Source organism: Pseudoalteromonas sp. SR41-1, assembly GCF_014164015.1.
In the GTDB taxonomy this organism is placed as follows: Bacteria; Pseudomonadota; Gammaproteobacteria; order Enterobacterales; family Alteromonadaceae; genus Pseudoalteromonas; species Pseudoalteromonas distincta.
The window spans coordinates 1-19409 of the sequence record NZ_JACJEK010000007.1; the positions used below are offsets into that span (position 1 = coordinate 1).

15 protein-coding genes, 1 other RNA gene and 1 other annotated feature are annotated in these 19409 nt (G+C 38.2%); of the genes, 11 read left to right on the forward strand and 5 right to left on the reverse strand.

Annotation, left to right across the window (positions count from 1 at the left end; all coding sequences use genetic code 11):
* Positions 1–189 precede the first annotated feature (189 nt).
* Positions 190–1323 carry a bifunctional chorismate mutase/prephenate dehydrogenase gene (gene tyrA / locus H5118_RS07295; protein ID WP_182748357.1) on the forward strand — a complete coding sequence of 378 codons (1134 nt, stop codon included), beginning with the start codon at positions 190–192 and terminating at the stop codon, positions 1321–1323.
* 82 nt (positions 1324–1405) lie between these two features.
* Here the strand turns inward: tyrA and H5118_RS07300 are convergent, their stop codons facing one another.
* A complete protein-coding gene (locus tag H5118_RS07300) occupies positions 1406–2563 on the reverse strand; it encodes a chorismate mutase (RefSeq protein WP_002962945.1) in 1158 nt (385 codons plus the stop codon).
* A gap of 44 nt (positions 2564–2607) precedes the next feature.
* Positions 2608–2725, reverse strand: a sequence feature (Phe leader region).
* Between the two features lie 192 nt (positions 2726–2917).
* Here H5118_RS07300 and H5118_RS07305 point away from each other — a divergent pair.
* Positions 2918–5932, forward strand: a complete 3015-nt coding sequence (locus tag H5118_RS07305; protein WP_182712752.1) for an EAL domain-containing protein — start codon at positions 2918–2920, stop codon at positions 5930–5932.
* Positions 5933–5944: 12 nt separating this feature from the next.
* On the opposite strand, the gene H5118_RS07310 is transcribed toward H5118_RS07305, so the two are convergent.
* On the reverse strand, positions 5945–6274 hold the full coding sequence (locus H5118_RS07310; protein ID WP_002962947.1) for a translation initiation factor: 330 nt from the start codon (positions 6272–6274) through the stop codon (positions 5945–5947).
* 135 nt (positions 6275–6409) lie between these two features.
* On the opposite strand from H5118_RS07310, the gene H5118_RS07315 reads away from it, so the two are divergent.
* From H5118_RS07315 to H5118_RS07330, 4 genes are all read left to right on the forward strand, one after another.
* A complete protein-coding gene (locus H5118_RS07315; RefSeq protein ID WP_149602997.1) occupies positions 6410–6715 on the forward strand; it encodes an STAS domain-containing protein in 306 nt (101 codons plus the stop codon).
* On the forward strand, positions 6715–8364 hold the full coding sequence (locus tag H5118_RS07320) for a SpoIIE family protein phosphatase (protein WP_182748359.1): 1650 nt from the start codon (positions 6715–6717) through the stop codon (positions 8362–8364). Before H5118_RS07315 ends, H5118_RS07320 begins: the two co-directional genes overlap by 1 nt.
* Positions 8365–8420: 56 nt before the next feature.
* Complete coding sequence (locus H5118_RS07325) at positions 8421–9080, forward strand: GAF domain-containing protein (protein ID WP_182737338.1); 660 nt, start codon at positions 8421–8423, stop codon at positions 9078–9080.
* A gap of 80 nt (positions 9081–9160) precedes the next feature.
* On the forward strand, positions 9161–10351 hold the full coding sequence (locus tag H5118_RS07330; protein ID WP_002962951.1) for an amino acid aminotransferase: 1191 nt from the start codon (positions 9161–9163) through the stop codon (positions 10349–10351).
* Between the two features lie 73 nt (positions 10352–10424).
* Here the strand turns inward: H5118_RS07330 and H5118_RS07335 are convergent, their stop codons facing one another.
* Positions 10425–11627, reverse strand: coding sequence for an aromatic amino acid transport family protein (locus H5118_RS07335; protein ID WP_182748361.1), 1203 nt, complete (start codon positions 11625–11627; stop codon positions 10425–10427).
* 216 nt (positions 11628–11843) lie between these two features.
* Here H5118_RS07335 and H5118_RS07340 point away from each other — a divergent pair, with 216 nt between their 5' ends.
* Complete coding sequence (locus H5118_RS07340; protein ID WP_182721329.1) at positions 11844–12737, forward strand: DMT family transporter; 894 nt, start codon at positions 11844–11846, stop codon at positions 12735–12737.
* A 67-nt stretch (positions 12738–12804) separates the two neighbouring features.
* Here the strand turns inward: H5118_RS07340 and H5118_RS07345 are convergent, their stop codons facing one another.
* Positions 12805–13683: an OmpA family protein gene (locus H5118_RS07345; protein WP_024595663.1), complete on the reverse strand. Its 879-nt coding sequence runs from the start codon at positions 13681–13683 to the stop codon at positions 12805–12807.
* Positions 13684–13885: 202 nt separating this feature from the next.
* Here H5118_RS07345 and rnt point away from each other — a divergent pair, with 202 nt between their 5' ends.
* A complete protein-coding gene (gene rnt / locus H5118_RS07350) occupies positions 13886–14590 on the forward strand; it encodes a ribonuclease T (protein ID WP_138489440.1) in 705 nt (234 codons plus the stop codon).
* On the opposite strand, the gene H5118_RS07355 is transcribed toward rnt, so the two are convergent.
* Positions 14574–16199 carry a DUF342 domain-containing protein gene (locus H5118_RS07355; RefSeq protein ID WP_154903370.1) on the reverse strand — a complete coding sequence of 542 codons (1626 nt, stop codon included), beginning with the start codon at positions 16197–16199 and terminating at the stop codon, positions 14574–14576. The genes rnt and H5118_RS07355 overlap by 17 nt on opposite strands.
* A gap of 263 nt (positions 16200–16462) precedes the next feature.
* On the opposite strand from H5118_RS07355, the gene ssrA reads away from it, so the two are divergent.
* From ssrA to H5118_RS07370, 3 genes are all read left to right on the forward strand, one after another.
* Positions 16463–16819: a transfer-messenger RNA gene (gene ssrA, locus H5118_RS07360) on the forward strand.
* A 199-nt stretch (positions 16820–17018) separates the two neighbouring features.
* Positions 17019–18248 carry an integrase domain-containing protein gene (locus H5118_RS07365; protein ID WP_259397902.1) on the forward strand — a complete coding sequence of 410 codons (1230 nt, stop codon included), beginning with the start codon at positions 17019–17021 and terminating at the stop codon, positions 18246–18248.
* Positions 18241–19374 carry a hypothetical protein gene (locus tag H5118_RS07370; protein ID WP_182748363.1) on the forward strand — a complete coding sequence of 378 codons (1134 nt, stop codon included), beginning with the start codon at positions 18241–18243 and terminating at the stop codon, positions 19372–19374. The genes H5118_RS07365 and H5118_RS07370 overlap by 8 nt, the downstream gene beginning before the upstream one ends.
* Positions 19375–19409 lie beyond the last annotated feature (35 nt).

The window sequence follows — 19409 nt, forward strand, 5'->3', positions numbered from 1 at the left end:
GGTTTTAGAATATTATTATCTCAATTCTCAATTCTCAATTCTCAATTATCAATTCTTATTTCCTTATTAGTAAAATTTAAGCTTTAGCCTTTTATCAATTAGCTGATCCTGTTAGTATTTATCGTATTGATTAGTTTACTTTTATGTAAATTTATATTTACGTTATTTGTTTTTTAAGGTGGTATGAACGTGGCTGACATAAGTGATTTAGCACAGCTGAGAGAAGGTATAGATGAATGCGACGCACAACTTGTTGCCTTACTTGCTAAACGTAATGGTATTACGCAAAAAATTGGTGAGATAAAACAACAAACAGGCGCGCCTTTGCATGCACCTAATCGTGAAGCAGAGCTATTAGCGGCAAGAAGACAAGAAGCAATAAATCAAAATGTAAGCCCCGATCTAGTTGAAGATATACTAAGACGCATGATGCGAGAAGCCTATCAAAACCAACAAGCAAAACTTGCATGTGCAGCGTCAGAGCTTTCGCCAATTGTTATTGTAGGTGGTCAAGGTGCTATGGGGCAGCTATTTGCTCAGCAGTTTATTCGCTCAGGTTACGAAGTTAAAGTTTTAGATAAAGATCAGCAAAACGATGCGCAAAATCTTTTAAAAGGTGCCAAGCTGGTAATGATTAGCGTACCAATTAATGCATTGGACGCAGTAGTTGCTAAGTTACCTAAACTAGATGATGACTGTTTACTAGTTGATATTACATCGGTAAAGCAATCGCCTATTAAAGCACTAAAAGCTGCGCACAGTGGCCCTGTGGTTGGTTTGCATCCTATGTTTGGCCCTGACATATCACATTGGGTAAAACAAACGGTCGTTGTATGTGAAGGGCGAGAGCACCAAGCGGCAAAAGGTTTGTTACAGCAGTTACAAGTATGGGGTTGTCAGCTTGTTGAGCTTGATGCTAAAAAGCACGACGAAGCAATGCAAATTATTCAGGTAATGCGCCATTTAACAACATTTGTGTACGGACAGTTTTTAGCAAAACAAAGTCATACACTTGAAGAGTTACGTAGTTGCTCGTCACCTATTTATCAATTAGAGCTGATGATGGTAGGGCGTTTATTTGCGCAGTCGCCGGAGTTGTACTCAGATATTATGTTAGCGCAATTCGATGATGTAGAGAGCCTGCTCGCACAGTACCAAGACACTTTTGCAAGTACATTGGAAAAATTAAAAGCAGGAGATAAAGCAGCGCTTATTGATTCTTTTGCGCAAGCGAAAGTTTACTTTTCTGACTCAACAGAGCACTTTTTAACACAAAGCCGAAGCTTATTAAATAAAGCGAATGATTCAAAAGTTTTAGACTAATACTTGTCACTTTTTACTAAAAAGGGCCGATATCGGCCCTTTTTAATTATGAAAGTGTGTATTAAGTATTAAGTATTAAGTATTAAGTATTAACGCTTACTGCCTGTAATGACTCGCTTTGATAGCAGCCTAAAATACGCACATATTGGGTGTGTTCTTTAAGCTCTTCTAGCGCTTCTTTTACTTGGCTATCAGCTAAGTTTGCTTCAAGATCTACATAAAATACTTCTTCCCACGGATTGCCCGGAGTTGGGCGCGACTCAAGTTTTACTAAATTAATCTTATGCTGTTTAAAAATCATCAACGCATCGGCTAGTGAGCCCGCTTGCTGTTTTGTCGACATGATTAAACTAGTTTTAGTTGGAATTTGGTTAGACACTTGCAGAGGTTTACGCGCAACAACAATAAAGCGGCTATGGTTTTCGCTTTGATTAGCTAGGTTGGATTTGATGACTTCAAGGCCGACATTTTTTCCTGCTTGTGCAGAGCCAATTGCAGCACTATTTGGTGTGTTTAGAGCTGATTGTAATGCGCTTGATGTAGAGTCACATGTTTCGTGTTGTAAATCACCTAAGCCCTGTAAAAAACGGCTGCACTGTGCAAATGGTTGTGGGTGTGCAAATACTTTTGTCAGTTGGCTAAGTTCAGTATCAGGGTTTGCGAGTAAGCAATGCTCTACACTGTGAGTGACTTCTCCAACAATAGAGACTTGTGCGTGCTGTAATAAGTCAAATACTTCGTTAATGCTACCAGAGCTTGTGTTTTCAATCGGTAATAAACCAAAATCAGCTTGGCCGTTTTCTACTTTACCTGTTATTTCGTCAAACGATGTACAGCCAATTTCAATTAATTTACCAGGGCGGCGACTAAAGTATTTATGACATGCAAGCTGGCTATAAGAACCTTGACCACCTAAGTAAGTTACACGGTGTGTTTCACTCAGTGCGTCTGGATTAAGGTTTTTTTGTAACATTGCTTGTTGGTGTAAAACTGAATCTTCCAAAATAGTTTGAAACACATTATTTACGTAGTAAGCATCTAAACCCAGTGACTTACCATAACCAATTAATTTTTCTAGAAGCGCGAGTTCACGTGCTTCATCGCGAATTGGCTTGTTGTTGGCGATTTTATATTCAACCACACCGTGGCTAATGCGACGGCGTTTAGCTAATAACACGAGTAGGTCGGAGTCTATTTCATTTATATCGTGTCTTAGTGCATTTAATACATCATTTGTCATTTTGGTATCCTCATTCCAAAAGTAGGCTGTTATTACACAGCAAAAACAAAAAAGCCTCCCGGTTGGGAGGCTTTACTATTCGATTGATTTTATCTCACAAACAGGGAAGCCTCTTCTATATAAAGAAGCTAAAAAACGAAAAAAAAGTGCGAGAGATAAATATGTTCATACGGTTAATGTATGGAGAGTTGCCAACAATGTCAATAAAGATCTAAATAAGCTTAGGGTACTATTTATTTACCTTAGGTGATTATTATAGAAACTTTACAAATAATTTATAAATATGAATGCGGATCTGGTATATTTCGTTAACTGGTTCAAATAATAACAATTATTAATAATTAAGGTTGACCCGTGGTTTACAGACGGCCTCCATCTCGTTTTGGATTGAATTCTTTAAGTGTAAAACTTTCACTGCTTATATCTGCTATTTGTTTAATAGCAGGGGTATGTGCGGCTGCCTTAATGCTTAAATCTGAAGAGAAACAACTTGTTTTTGAAGAACATGAGGTGTTAAAAAGCTCTACAGATTTATTAGTGAAGCAGTTTAATGAGCGTATTAAAACAAAAATAAATATTGCTCAGCAAGCTAATAACGTAGTGACAGAGCAGCTTTTTCAATCTAATTCACCAATTAATTTAGGTAATAAATCACAGTTACAGTTTAATAGCGATGGTACCATTCGAAGTGCCTCGGCTGACGGATTATCAGCAGCATTTTTACCACAGCAAAATTACTCTCCTTTTTATAAACGCCTATTTAATGATTCTGAAATGTTATGGCGTATAATTTCTCCGACTCTGGTACATGACTTTTTTAACTTTTATTTAATTACCGATGACGATTTCATTCGTGTTTCTCCTCCAAACTGGGCATTAAATGCACCAGCCGAGTTTAGAGTTACGCAAGGTACAACGTATAAATATATTAAAAGTATGTTGGGGTCAGAGCGAGAGCCTGCATGGTCAAAAGTTTATTACGATACAGTATGGCGAAAGTGGGTTATTAGCTTACTAGTGCCGGTGTATGTTGATAACGAGTTTTTAGGTGTAACGGGAAGCGATATTTCCCTTAATAAACTTATTTCATTTTTACCTGTTGGCGATAAAGAAAAACACTTACTTGTATTTGATAGTAAAGGGCAATTGTTAGCCCATCCCAATCTAAACCCTGCATTATTAGCTGACTACGGTAGTGACAATAAAGCACTCGCTACTAACGAATTTGTAAACCCAGAACTGCAGTCAATTATTGACGATGCAATTGCGGTGAAGTTACCAGAATACGCCAATTCATTTGAACAAAATGATGAAGCTCACATTATTAATATCCGTAAAATTGATGATTTAGATTGGTACATAGGGGTTTATAAAAAACGTTCATCAACGTTATCTGCGTTACAAGATTTAAAACTGAAGTTTTTTGGACTCTTTATTTTATACGCAATATTAGTTGCCTTATTGCTGCATCAGGCGCTTTATCAACTAGTGCTTCGGCGTTTACATACTTTAGTTTATGCAGTAACAAGCTTTGGTAAAGGTCAGCTAACAACAGAGTTTCCGCCAGAAAACAAAGATGAGATTGGTACGCTTAATGGCTCATTTAGAGACATGACGGTAGAAATCCGCAAACTTATTGATGGTTTAAACCAAAGAATTACAGAAAAAGAAATTGCTGAAAAAGCAGCTAATCGTTTATCTAAAGCGGTAGCGTTCTCGGGCACTGGGGTTGTGATCACCGATGAAAATTTTGTCATTGAGTACGTAAACCCCAAAATGCTCGAAATGACAGGCTATCCAGAAAGCCATTTTAATAGAGCACCATTACTTAATATTATTGCCTCAGAAATGTCTATTTTAATTGAAGATATAGACATAGATTTACGCAGCCGTAATTACTGGCGCGGGGACACATTAATAGCTGGTTTAAACAAAGAGCCAATTTGGGTGTCTTTAAGTGTTTCGCCAATTCGTGAAGAGGGCGGTGAAATAACCAGTTATGTAGCATCAGCACAAGATATTTCGTTTGTAAAAGAAAGCCAGCGTAAAATGGAACAATTGGCTTACTTTGACACCCTTACGGGACTTGCCAACAGAACATTTTTTAGAATGCAATTGCGTAAATCAATGGCATTAGCAGAGCGCGGGCATTATGCATTTGCTTTGTTTTACTTTGATTTAGACGAATTTAAGCGTATTAACGACACATTAGGGCACGATGCTGGCGATCAATTATTAATTGAAGTGGCAAACAGACTTAAAAAACGTTTACGAGCCGAGGACACCATAGCGCGCTTAGGTGGTGATGAATTTGCAGTGTTGCTCAGTGGTATAGAAAGCCAAGCTCACGCGGCTGATGTTGCCAATACAATTCAAAAAACACTGAACGTGCCCATAAAACTAGGTAGCAATGAAGTTATTGTCAGTGCAAGTATTGGTATAACTATGGCTCCTTACGATAGCTTAGAGGAAGATCAGTTACTCAAACATGCTGATTTGGCAATGTATGAGGCAAAAGCAAAAGGACGTAATACCTTCCACTTTTATAGCCAAGAATTAAACGCGGCCGCAAATGAGCGTTTATTTATCGAAAATGAGTTACGTATAGGGCTCAAAGAAAAGCAATTTGTAGTTTACTACCAACCTCAAGTTGATAGCCGTACTCATCAGGTCGTTGGTTATGAAGCGTTATTAAGATGGTTCCACCCAACTGAAGGCGCAATCCCTCCAGATAAATTTATTCCTATTGCAGAAGCGACAGGCCTTATAGTTGAATTAGGTGAATGGGTGCTTCAAGAGTCTTGTGATTTTGCCGTAAGATTGGCAGAACAAGGTCTAGAAAATAATATATCGATAAACTTATCGGCCCGCCAGTTTAAAGACTCAAGCTTAGTTACAACACTGAGCAAAATGATAATTAAGTCGGGTGTTTCAGCAAAGCGCCTTCATTTAGAGCTGACCGAAAGCATGCTAATGGGTAATGTAGAGGCAGCCATTACACAATTGCACGAGCTTAAAGCATTAGGTATATCTATTTCTATTGATGACTTTGGTACAGGTTATTCGTCGCTCAGTTACTTAAAACGGTTCCCGGTTGATATATTGAAAATTGACCGTTCATTTGTAAAAGATATCCCTGAGGATACAAATGATATGGAAATCACTGCAGCTATTATTGCCATGGCGCAAAAGTTAAAGCTAGACGTGGTCGCAGAAGGAGTTGAGACAATAGAGCAGATGCAGTTTTTACAAAATAATAATTGCTTCATTGTGCAAGGCTATTATTTTAGTAAGCCAATTGCTGAGCACGAACTACCGAATTTGTATGAAAGGTTAAATGAACTCGCAAATAGCGAAGTAACTAGTTAATAAAATTGCGGGTTAACCACCCGCAATTTTAACTTTAAATTTTAACGCTTCTAAAATGCCTTTTAGTTTATCTCGGTCATCACCTTGTACTTCAATAATGCCTTCTTTTACTGCGCCGCCTTGGCCCATTTTGCTTTTTATAGTTTTAGCTAACTTTTTTAAATCGTGATCTTTTGGATCAATGCCAACAACTAGCATTACGCCTTTGCCTTTACGCCCTTTAGTTTGACGCTCAATGCGAATAAAACCATCTTTAAAAAGTTTAGCGTGCAACTCTTTTTCTGGTTTCGGCTGGTCAATGCGACCCGTACTAGTTGAATATACTAAGTGACTATCACTCATACCTTACCTTTGTGGATAAAAATGAATTAAATACTGGTGTAAATGATAGCAAATTTGAAGTTGTGTGTTTTTCTTTTTGCTAAATACTTTTAACAGGTTATATTTAGTTCAAAGGAAATATTATTGGAGTTTACTATGAGTTTAACTAAGAATGAATCAGTCGATGGCACTACATTAACAATACAAATTAAAGGTAAGTTTGATTTTAATTTAGTGCAATCGTTTCGCCAAGCTTATGCTCAAATGAGCGAAAAAACAGTAAAGGTTATTATCGATTTAAGAGAGACTGATTATATGGATAGTTCAGCACTTGGCATGTTACTTAACATGAAAAAAACCATTGATAGCCAAGTACAAACAATCGAAATAAGTAATTGCCAGCCTCAGCTTAGAAAAATCCTACAAATTTCACGTTTTGATAAAAAGTTTGATATTAGCTAATGATACATGTGTTGATTGTTGACGATCAGGCGCTCAATCGCATTTTACTAAGTAAAATGCTTGAGCAGGAAGGTTACAAAATTTCAGTGGCTTACAATGGGCTAGATGCACTTAATGTACTTAAAAGAGAGCTAATAGACATTGTTTTACTCGATGTATTAATGCCCGTAATGGATGGTTTTGAAGCAGCTGAAAAAATAAAGCAGCAGTATAGTGAAGTTTACTTACCGATTATTTTTATAACCTCCTTAGAAGATCAAGCAAGTTTTGAGCGGTGCCTCGCGGTAGGTGGCGATGACTTTATTCATAAACCATTTGAAAAAGTTATTTTGCATGCAAAAATTAAAGCACATAGCCGCACCAGAGAGCTAAGTAAAAAATCAAATCAACAAAAAAAACTGCTTGAATATCATCACAATCAAATTGAACGTGAACACGAAATAATTGAGCATATTTTTAATAACTCATTAGAGAATCAAGGCAAGTTTAAAGAGTACCTCGATTTTAATTTATCGCCGGCGTCTATGTTTAACGGCGATATGTTTTTAGTGGCGCAAAGTCCAATAGGCAATCTGTATTGCATGTTGGGAGACTTTACAGGGCACGGCTTAGCGGCAGCTATTGGTGCATTACCTATCTCTCGTGTTTTTTATACTATGGTACAAAAAGGCATGGCGATTAATGACATTGCCTGTGAGCTAAATACACTGCTTTACAATCTCCTACCTGGACACATGTTTTGTGCTGCAACCATTATAGAGCTTAGTGCATCCGGTAAAAGTATTTCTGCATGGATGGGCGGCCTGCCAGATGCGTACCTAATAGATAAAGACGGTAATGTAAAACAAACATTAGAGTCGCAACATATGGCGCTGGGGATTTTAGGCGACCAAGAATTTGAATATGAAGTTATTCACTTTGAAACGAATAGTAATACACGCCTAGTATTAGCAACCGACGGTATTATAGAAACAGCAAACAAAGAAGATACATTTTTTGGGGAAGAGCGTTTTTTACAAACCTTAAAAAGTAAATCGATGATTAGTAGCGAAGATATAGTGGCTGACGTTACTAAGTTTGCAGATGGCACTAAACAGCAAGACGATTTAAGCATTGTTTTACTAAACTGCCTGCCTTTAGTTCCTGAGGAGCAAGAGCGAGAAGCATTCTCTACTTTAGCGTTTAATTTATCTTTGAGTTTAAACTCAGAACAAATAAAAAAAACAGACCCCGTTTACGACGTTGTTAATATTTTAAGCAGTGTTGGGGGGCTAAATGCCCATCGTTCTAATATATTTTTACTGTTGTCTGAGGCTTATAACAATGCGCTTGATCATGGCGTACTAGGACTTAACTCAGAGATTAAAAAACAAGAAGACGGCTTTTTTCGATATTACGAACTAAGAGAGGCAGCTCTTGCTAAACTTACAGATGCTATGATTATTATTGATATGCGCTATTGCCCCGATACGCTCAGTTTATATTTCATTATTTGTGATTCAGGCCGAGGGTTTAGTAGTAAGCACGATGAGTTGGCAAAGGTTAATAATGAATTTGGTAGAGGGCTGTCTTTACTAGAAGAAATAGCCGAAAAAGTAACTTATAACGCCAGCGGTAACCAAGTTGAAATGTGCTACAAGTTGAGCTAGCTCTGCAAAAATATCCATGCTATTATTCTCGAAACTTTAGATGTATGGATGGCCAAATGATTTCTTCTTACCTAAAACAAGCACAACTAAGTGCTAATCCAGCTTTGATTTCAACAGAGCTTGAAAAGCTTGAGCTACATTTAGCAAACACAGCTTTGCCTGATGTATGTTGGGAGTATCAAATACCTGAGCTTGGCGAGGGCGGTGCGTGTAGTTTATTTGGTTACCTACAAGATGAGCCATTCAAATTAACTGATTATCTTGAAAATGATGAGCAAACCCAGTTCAAGCTAGCTAATTTACAAAGTATTGTGAGCTACATTGAGCAACAAACAAGTGTTGATTGGTATGGTATTTATCAATCAACTAATACTAGTGAAGGTAAGCAACTATTAAAATTGGCTTATCATGGTGCGCCTAGTCGTCCGTTGTTCCCTTTAACGCAAGCATTTGCGGCAGGTAGTAATAACGTGCAGGTTGCGCTATCTCACAAGGGCCGTATTATTAATAACGTTGAAGAGTACTTATCACAAGGTGGTGAATACTACACATGCGATCCTAAAGTTAAATCAGAAACCTGCTTACCTTTATTTAATACACAAAATGAATGTGTTGGTATTGTAGATGCTGAAGCCTTTAAAAATGATTTTTTTGATGAAAAGACGCTTGCCGTTTTAATTGCATGTTGTATTAAAATTCCTCACTTTCTAGTGTAAATAACGCTAGTCAACATGATGTGCTTTTATGTTAAGCTTAGCTTAACAGCTAACCCCTAAATAACGATAAGAGATAGCCAATGTTCTCAGTATTAAAACCATTACCAACAGATCCTATTCTTGGCCTTATGGCGGCCTATAAACAAGATACAAACCCTAATAAAATTGATTTAGGTGTAGGTGTCTACAAAGATGAGCAAGGCAATACACCGGTTCTTAAAGCGGTTAAAAAAGCTGAAGCGTTTCGTCTTGAAAACGAAATGAGCAAATCTTACATTGGTTTAGCGGGTAACTTAGATTACTGCCAAAAGATGGAGCAGTTACTACTAGGCGAACATCAAGCATTGCTAGCAAATCGCGTACGTACTGCGCAAGCGCCAGGTGGTACGGGTGCACTTCGCGTTGCAGCTGAATTTATTAAGCGTTGCAATGCAGATGCAACAGTATGGGTAACTAATCCAACATGGGCAAACCATATTAGCTTGTTTGAAGCTGCAGGCTTAACAGTAAAAGAATACCCGTATTACGATTACGAAAATAAAGACTTACTGTTTGATGAAATGATCAATACACTTAAACAAGTGCCTAAAGGTGATGTAGTTTTAGTGCATGCATGTTGTCATAACCCAAGCGGTATGGACTTAAACGAAACACAGTGGAACACAGTTGCCGAACTTGCAAAAGAAGTTGGCTTTACACCACTTGTTGATATTGCATACCAAGGCTTTGGAGCTTCACTTGAAGAAGATGCACGTGGCTTACGTATTTTAGCTGATGCAGTAGAAGAGCTAATTATTTGTTCTTCATGTTCTAAAAACTTTGGCTTATACCGCGAGCGTATTGGTGCATGTTCACTAATTGCAAAAGATAGCGCAACAGCAGATATTTCAAACTCTGTAATGCTAAGCGTTGTACGTAGTATTTACTCAATGCCGCCAGCGCATGGTGCTGATATTGTTAATACTATTTTAAGCAGTACAGAGCTTACACAATTATGGCACTCAGAGCTTGATGAAATGCGTAGCCGCATAAATGGCTTACGTAGCTTAATTAAAGAAAGCTTAGCAACTAAAGATATTGCGCAAGACTTCTCATTTATTGAACGCCAAAACGGTATGTTTTCTTTCTTAGGTATTAATAAAGAGCAAATTGCTCGCCTACAAAAAGAATATGGTATTTATATTGTTGGTTCTAGCCGCGTAAATGTTGCAGGTGTTAGCCAGTCAAATATTGAATACTTTTCAAATGCTGTAGCTGACGTTTGTAAATAAACGCAGTTAATATAAAAAAACCGCACATCTAATGATGTGCGGTTTTTTATTATCTAAATTAAAACAAAAAGCTTTAACCGATAGCAGGAATTAGCCCCGCCATTTGCATAAACTGCGCAGCAATAATCGTTATGCCACATATAGCTGCTATGCCAAGCCCAACATTCCCACTTTTAACTTTGTAGCCTGTTTTACTTGATGTTGTACGCTGTTTATAAACCATTGCTACGGGCAAAAATATTGCAAGTACGACAAGTGCTATTGCTGCGTAACCTAAAGCCATAATAAAGCCTTGAGGATAAAATAATGCAAAGCCAAGCGGCGGAATAAACGTAATTAAGGCCGTTTTAATTCGGTCCGTTTTATTGTCACCTTTTTTAAATGTATCAGCAAAAAAATCGAATAACCCTAAACTCACCCCTAAAAATGATGTCGCAAGTGCTAAATCAGCAAATAACTTAACGGCCGTTGCTACACTTGGGTTATGCGCAATACTTGCCACGCTTGATACAAAGCCACTAAGGCCTTGGCTGTTGAGTAAGTCAACTTGGCTCATAATACCTTGGCTAAGTAGTTGCCAAAAAATATAAATGACTAAAGGTAGGGCGGCTCCAGCAATCATTACTTTGCGCAGTACTTTTATTTCTACACCAACATATTTAACAATAGAAGGAATAGAGCCATGAAAGCCAAACGAAGTAAATATAACCGGTATAGCTGAAAGGATTAACCCTTGCTCTACAGGCATCTCTAATAAATGCTTACCTTGTACATAAGGGGTTAGCATGTAAAACAAACTAGCTAATACAATAATTTTTATTGTAAATAACACTCTATTTAGTTTATCTACCTTGCTTGTGCCCAGCGTTACCACACTTGCAATAATAACAGCGAGGATCACAGAGCCAAACTGTGGGGCTATATTTACATCAAAGCCTATATTTATACGCGCTTGAAGTTGTGCACCACCACCTGCAATATAAGCAGCGCATAAAGCGTAAAATAAAAAAACCATCGAAAAATTCGCGATGTATTGTCCACGCTTTCCAAGCCATAATTTAGCCAACGTATTTAACGTTGCATCGCGTGGTGCATATTGGTGTAGCTCTAGCATGAGTAGTGCGGTGTAGGTCATTAGTAACCAGCTAGCAATTATTAATGCAAGGGCAGTACTAAACCCAAGCCCGGCAGATGCAATTGGCAATGCCAACATACCTGCACCAATAGTTGTGCCAGCAACAATTAACATGCTTCCAGTTGTTTTATTTTTAAGCACTTAATTACCTTAATTATTATTAATATACATGCACGATATAACTAGTTACTCAAATCTCAAATAGTTTTGTAATAAAAGAGCAGTATTAAAATGTAACTTACAATTTACAACTGTATTTATTAAGGACTTGTATGCATTTAAAAGTATTAAAATAGGGTGGTGAGGGTATAATTTTATGTACGTTGGATTGCGTTATAAAACGCTAAGGATTGGCATGTGCCGGTAAAAGTATCGTATTTTTTTATGGTTCTCATTTGGTCTACTACACCTCTGGGGATTGTGTGGAGCAGTGAAACAGTATCGCCAACGCTTGCTGTATTAATGCGTATGCTGGTGGGGTTGTTTTTAGGTGGTTTAATTGTTGCCATAACAAACATTAGAGTACCTTGGAGCAAAAATGCGTGCTTACTTTATTTTTATTCGAGTATAGGTATTTTTGGCGGTATGTTACTGAGCTATATGGCAGCTAAAACAGTCCCTTCGGGTATTATTTCGCTTATGTTTGGCCTTGCACCTATTTTGTCGGGGTTGCTTGCTCAGCAGTTATTAAATGAACCTAAATTTAGCCCGATTAAATTAGTGGCGTTAGCGTGCGCCTTAATCGGCTTATATTTTGTTAGTTATAACCAAGTACAAAACTCGCAAACCCAAGGGCTCGGGTTGCTTTATGTGTTTATGGCTGTTTGCTTTTTTAGTTTAAGTGGTGTGATGATTAAACGCGTACAAATTGCGATTCACCCTATGGCAACAACATTTGGTGCCTTAGTTTTTGTAACCCCACTCTTTTTTATTGCTTGGTGGTTATTAGATGGTCAGTTGCATATACAAAACTGGAGTGCAAAATCATTGTGGGCAATTGGTTATCTAGGTGTGTTTGGATCTTTAGTTGGGGCTTTGGCGTATTTTCATGTACTGCAAAACCTAAATGCGAGTACGGTATCACTTACTACGCTCATAACTCCTAGCTTTGCGTTAGGCTTAGGAGCTTGGCTAAACAATGAGCCATTAAGCCAAGAGCTAATCATTGGTGCGGTTATTATTTTAATTAGTCTGGGTTTTTTCCAATTTGGTGATAAATTTTTAAAGCAAAAGAGAGTAAGCGCAAATTAGTTTTACTACATTTTTCAATTTGGTGATAAGTTTTTAAAGCTAAAGAAAGTAAACACAATTAGTTTTACTACATTTTCTCTATTTGAATAATTAAACGACGGTTTTTGTCTCGGCCTAAAATGTTATCGTTATTATCAACAAAGCGTTTTTCGCCTAAACCGGTGGTTTGCACTTTTGCTTCATCGACACCCAAGCTCACCATATAATCTTTTATAGTTTTGGCGCGCTTGCGCGATAAATCTAAGTTATTCCAGCGGCCGCCATAACTATCGGTGTATGAGTCAATGCTAATGGACTCTATGCTTGCATCATTTTTTAAATACTCAGCAATTTTATCAAGGCGTTGTTGCGACGATTTAGTTAATTTACTGCTGTTAGATTGATAGTTCATTACAGTAAACGAAATATCTTCAAAGCTGTAAGGGAGTAGCTCATCACGGCATTGTAAAAAAGCCCAGTAAGCTTGTTTAAAGTTTACACTCGATATACCAACGGCAATTTTATCGGCACTGTTTTGCCAGTCTTGATAATAAAAAGTAGGGTAGTAGCCTTTTTCAAGCTCACTAAGCATCTCCCATGCGGTTTTATTGCCCAGCTCACCATCAAACTTTTTAAGTAATTTCATATTTGCAATATCACGGGCTGGTAAGCCTGCTCGCCAAGACGGTGGCACGGCTTTTAAACCAGCAATTGCGTAATTATCTGGGCGTACAACCATATCTAAATTAAACGTTAAGTTTTTATTTTTACTTGCTGAAGCTTTAAAAATAGCTTCCCCATAATAAGGAACTTCATGATTTAATTGGCATTGTAAGCGCGTTGTTTTAACGACTTCCCAGTTGGAGTTGTCTTGGGTTGCTGTGTATTGGCGCATAGCAGCTTGCGAGTGAGTACTGCAAAGCACTGCACTTATACTAAGGCTAATAAATAACAACTTATACTTCATGGTGCTCTCCAGCTATCCGGGAATGCCAATAATTTGGCAAATTAACGACTGCAATGATTAGTTTGTTCTCTACGTAACTAACTTATAAGTTAAAGCAAGTTATGTGCCTACAATTTTAAAGCAATAAATACTTAAATCCCCTAGCCTAGGGGGCATCAATTTTGACATAATAGTCAGCTTACACGTATAAACAAAGAAGACTATGGCAAATACTGAGCAAACACCTTTCGCAAAACGCTTTCGTGGATTTTTTCCTGTTGTTATTGATGTTGAAACTGCAGGTTTTAACAAAGAGACAGATGCCTTGTTAGAAATAGCAGCTTCTGTTTTAAAAATGGATGACGAAGGACTGCTCAGCATAGATCATACTGTTCATTTTCATGTTCAGCCATTCGAAGGCGCTAATATAGAACAAGCAGCCATCGACTTTAACGGTATAGACCCGTTTTCACCATTACGTGGCGCAGTACCTGAAGACGAAGTAATTAAAGAAATATGTAAAGTAGTACGCAAAGCGCAAAAGGCCGCAGGGTGCCAACGCTCAGTTATTGTGGCGCATAATGCCGCATTCGATCATGGCTTTTTAAATGCAGCAATAGAGCGTAATAACATTAAGCGTACGCCATTTCATCCGTTCGTAAGCTTTGATACAACATCTTTAGCGGGTTTAGCGTTAGGGCAGACTGTATTAGCAAAAGCATGTAGAGCGGCAGGTATCGAGTTTGATAACAGCCAAGCACACTCAGCGCTTTACGACACAGAACGTACAGCTGAGCTTTATTGCTTAATAGTAAACCGCTGGCAGCAATTAGGTGGTTGGCCATTAGCGCCAACCGACGATTGCGACGCAAATGGCGAAGTTGAAACTGATACACAAAATAACGAAGAAACTAAAACGTCTGAGTAATTTTACCCTCAGTTAGCTTAACTAGGTGGGGCGGGTAAATACGCGAAAATTGTTTAGAATCTTTCGCTATTTTAAGCTCCACACCAGGGTGCATTAATTCATTTACTTTTAAACGACTACTGGCAAGTAATTGCACTATTTTTTGCTTAATAAGTAGTTTTTGACGATGAATATGTGCAGAGCGTATTTTTATATGCTTTTCATTTTCAGTTATCTTATTCATGAATTGCTGGCGCTGAGCAGCCCCCGCAATTTTACTCGCTTTTTCACGAGCCTGTTGTAAAGCGGTTACTTTAGTCGCAAGTACTTTTTCAAAATCGGTTATTTGTGTTTGCTTTTGGCGAAGCTCAAACCAGAGTTGCGCTAAAAATACGCGCGTTTTAGTACCGGCTGGCGCGCCTAGCTCACCTGTTTCAATGCGCATAGCATCTAAAATATTACCGCCAATAATTTTACCTCGCGGATCGTTTGCTTTGCCTACACGTATTAACCGCCTAGCACTTAAATCACAATGTAGAGCTTGGCGTTCAATAAATAAATCTTGTTCGGATTTAATATTGCAGTACTGAGCATAACCAATAGAAATAGTTCGCAGAGCGGTTATAGAGCATGTAAATGCTTCCTCGCCTTCACGTTTTCTACCAATTGCGCCAAGCATAATGGTTACCGCACTTTTACTTTCAACAGCTCCTGATTCTACAAAACCCAGTACCGTAATATCACCATTGGCTTTTACACGCATGCCGTCTTTAATATCGCCAGTAATAATTACGCTACCATCAAAATCAACGTGGCCTGTACTTACATCTACGTTATCAAAGCATAAAACGTCATCTACACGCATTCCTCGGGGTAGGGCAACGGGCACACCTTTGCAGTCGGCAATAAGCATATTAGGATTATTAGGATCTACTTTTGTACCTTCGAAAGGCTGGAGTTGGTGATCTGTACCTGGTTTTGCACTAATTGAATCGCCAAATACCGTATAGCCATCTTCTCCAGGAGTAGCGGCAATACGCTGCATTAAGGGAGTACCAGGTTTTACGGTGATAATAGCGCCAAGATTTTTCATATCAACCTTACCACCTTCCTTAGCTTGTGGGCTAAGCACACGGTCTTGGGCTGTTGAGCATAAGCGCACAAATTTAGCATCGCTGCCTTTTTTAGGATTACGCCCATGTGCAATTATGGCGCTATAAGAGCTTCCTGCTGGTTTTTCAAACTGCTGGCCTAAAAAGGTATCAAGCGCGCGTGGGCTTATTCCTTTTTTAACACCTGCATCAGCAAGCGCTTTTTGCGCACCTTCCATAGACAAAAGCGCACCACCTTTAGCGGTAGTTAATGTTGCTTCTGCGACCATGTTTTTTTCATCAATATTAATGACAAGCGACGCATCTACCGCTTTAGCAACGACAAGTGATACTTCCTGATAGTTTTTAGTTGGCGCAAAAAGCTTTCCAATATTGGCAATGACAGCTTCGTACTCACTAAACTCAGATTGTTCGAGCATTTGCGTAAGCTGAGTACTCGTAACAGGAAAGCCACTATCAATAGGGTGACTAACTAAAGAGACAAACCCTGTATTTTGATCAAATGAAAAAACCGACATTTATTAATTCCCTACTCTATGCCTGTTATTATTTTTGTTTTTTACAACTAAAGGTTTAGAAATGACAAAAACCTTAACTCCTTATTTGAACACAGGTTAAACACATTGTTAAGCAAATGTTTATATGGGCTTGCATAAACTAAATTTTGGTTACTTAATGCTCGGTTAGTGCACGCAATTAAAATAAAGCGTTACTAGGCCTTGAGTATCAGTACTTTACTCAGTTATACTGTTTGCACGCTCTGAATTGAGTTACTAATTCAGGGGCTGATTAGGATTCGACGGAATTCAAGAAGCCCAAGGTGCATGTCGAGGTGCGGTTTGCCTCGTTAAACAGCCGCAACCTAAAGTAATCGCAAACGACGATAACTACTCTCTAGCAGCTTAGGCTGGCTAGCGCTCCTTCCATGTATTCTTGTGGACTGGATTTTGGAGTGTCACCCTAACACCTGATCGCGACGGAAACCCTGGCCGGGGTTGAAGCGTTAAAACTAAGCGGCCTCGCCTTTATTTACCGTGTTTGTCCGGGACTTAAAGGTTAATTAAATGACAATACTAAACATGTAGTACCGACGGTCGAGGCTTTTCGGACGGGGGTTCAAATCCCCCCAGCTCCACCAATTTGCTGTTCGATAACATCCGAACAGATACAGGAAACCCGCTAACCACATAGGTTAGCGGGTTTTTTATTGCCTGTGATATCCCAAGGTGTTTACCTACATCCAGTATTTTTAGTACCATGGTTAGTACCACAGCACTCATTCGTGAAAATGCTGTGGTACTAAAACTCAGAAAGCCTTGAATTCACAGGGCTAGAGCATGGTATATATAAAAGAAATGGCCAGAACTGTAAAACCCCTCAACGATACGCAAATTAAGCAAGCTAAGCCTAAGGAAAAGGAGTATTCACTTTCTGATGGTAGTGGGCTTCAGCTATCTATTAGACCTAATGGCACTAAAAGCTGGATATTTAAGTACTACAAGCCATTTACTAAAAAAAGAACAAACCTTTCTTTTGGACAGTATCCTCAAATTACCCTTGCCGCCGCTAGAGCAAAAAGAGAAGAGGCGCGCGGGCTTCTTGCTAATGAAATAGACCCAAAAGAGTACAAAGAGCAACAATATACTCAAGAGACCCAAGCACGTTTAAATACTTTAGAGAAAGTAGCGTGGGAATGGTTTGAAATTAAAAAGTTAGCAGTAAAGCCTAAGCACGCAGAAGGCATTTGGGGTAAGGTTAAAAACCATGTACTTCCTGAATTAGGTAAGCGACCTATAAGTAGTATCGATGCAGTAATTACAATTAATACATTAAAGCCTGTTGCTGCAAAAGGTGCTCTTGAAACAGTGGGAAGGACGTGTCAGATCCTCAATCAAATTATGCGCTACGCAGTAAATACAGGAGTCATCAAACATAACCCTTTAGAGGGGATTAGGGATGCCTTTGCAAAACCTGTAACAAAGCCGATGCCAACGATAGATGTTATAAGGATGCCTGAACTTATGGGAGATCTTTTAAGAGCCAGTATAAAGTTTCCTACTCAATGTGCGATTGAGTGGCAATTACATACAATGGTAAGGCCAAATGAAGCCACAAAAGCAAAATGGTCTGAGATAGACTTAGAAAACAATGTGTGGATATTACCTGCAGAAAAAATGAAAGCAGCTAAAGTCCATAAAATACCATTAACTCCAAGAACGTTAAAATTACTCGAATTGATGAGACCGATAAGTGGTCATCGTGAATATATTTTTCCCGCTGATAGAAACCCTAGAGGACATATGAATCCTCAAACCCCAAATACCGCAATTGGTCGAATGGGCTATAAAGGAGAGCTTGTTGCTCATGGCTTAAGATCACTTGCAAGCACCGCGTTAAATGAATCTAGGTTATTTGAATTTGAGTTAATAGAGGTTGCATTAGCGCATCAAGACACGAACCAAGTTCGAGCTGCATATAATCGAAGTGACTACTTAGAAAGTAGAAGAGAAATAATGTGCTGGTGGAGTGAGTATATTCATAACGCTAAGGTACAGTCGCTTGTCTAACTTTAAAGCGTTAGCTAACCTTAATTTGCTACAAGAAACAACAATTCAACGGATTGATTTTGATCCCTCTCGGCTTCAGTCTGCAGAGGGAGAGAAAGTTTGTTTAAAGCAAATACTAAAAGATATCATCACGTCTATTTACGCGATTGAAGCTAATACATCGGATAGGATATTAAATGACTTTGATTTGTTGCATTTAACAGGAGTTAGCCTTAGTCACTTAAAAACAAAAGCGGAAGAACTTTTAGCTAATGTACTAAACAATAAGCAACCTGAAGGCTTAGAGTTATTTACATTAGGTGCTCTAATAGGCGAATACAACACCCTTCATCGGTTTGCTAATAGCTTACTTCTTCATCAACAAACGAAAGAAAAAGCGCAAAAAGCTAATATTGGCAAGCAAATAAAAACTCAAACTTATTTAAAGCTTTCTAAAGAGATTTTTTGCGCAATTAAAAATCTAGGTTTTGCCAATAACGATTGGGCGATTATCAGTGGCGTGGATATTTTTTTTAAGACTTCACTAGATAGTGCAATGCTTATAGAAAAAAAGAGTTCATCCCAAAAAATTGCTAAATATTTAAATATAGAAATAGGCAAAGGAAAGCCAAATAGTGAGATGCTGAAATTAAGAGATAAGGTTGTTGTTTTTTTAAATCGTGAGTATAGCTCTGATATTTATGAACTTTACTCAACATTTTATAAAAGTGAAGAGTTCGAATACAACAATCACACTATCACTGATTCAACAGATGCTAATTTAAGCAAGTGCCTAGGTGTCTTACATTACTTATTAAAGTATGAATTGCGTTACGATGAGGAAGTAGAGCCACTTCATGTTCCTCTTATAATGAGGCTTTCTGCAAAGCTTGTAACTCAATATATACTCTCACATCTTAAATCATTAATTAAAATATCAGGCAGCAAGTCCTTAACCGATTTAGATGAGTTTATGTATAGCCAGTCTATTTATAATGAGATCAGAGCAATAAGTCCTGCATTTTTTTCGCAGCCAAGTAATTGTTGTTTAACACCTATTGAATCACAGCTACTTGAGCTCAGAATTAAGTATTCATTTAATGGGGCAGGATTAGCAAATAACAAAAAGGTTAAATACAAACTATAGAGCACAGTCATAAAGCCTTGTCAGTTTCTAACTAC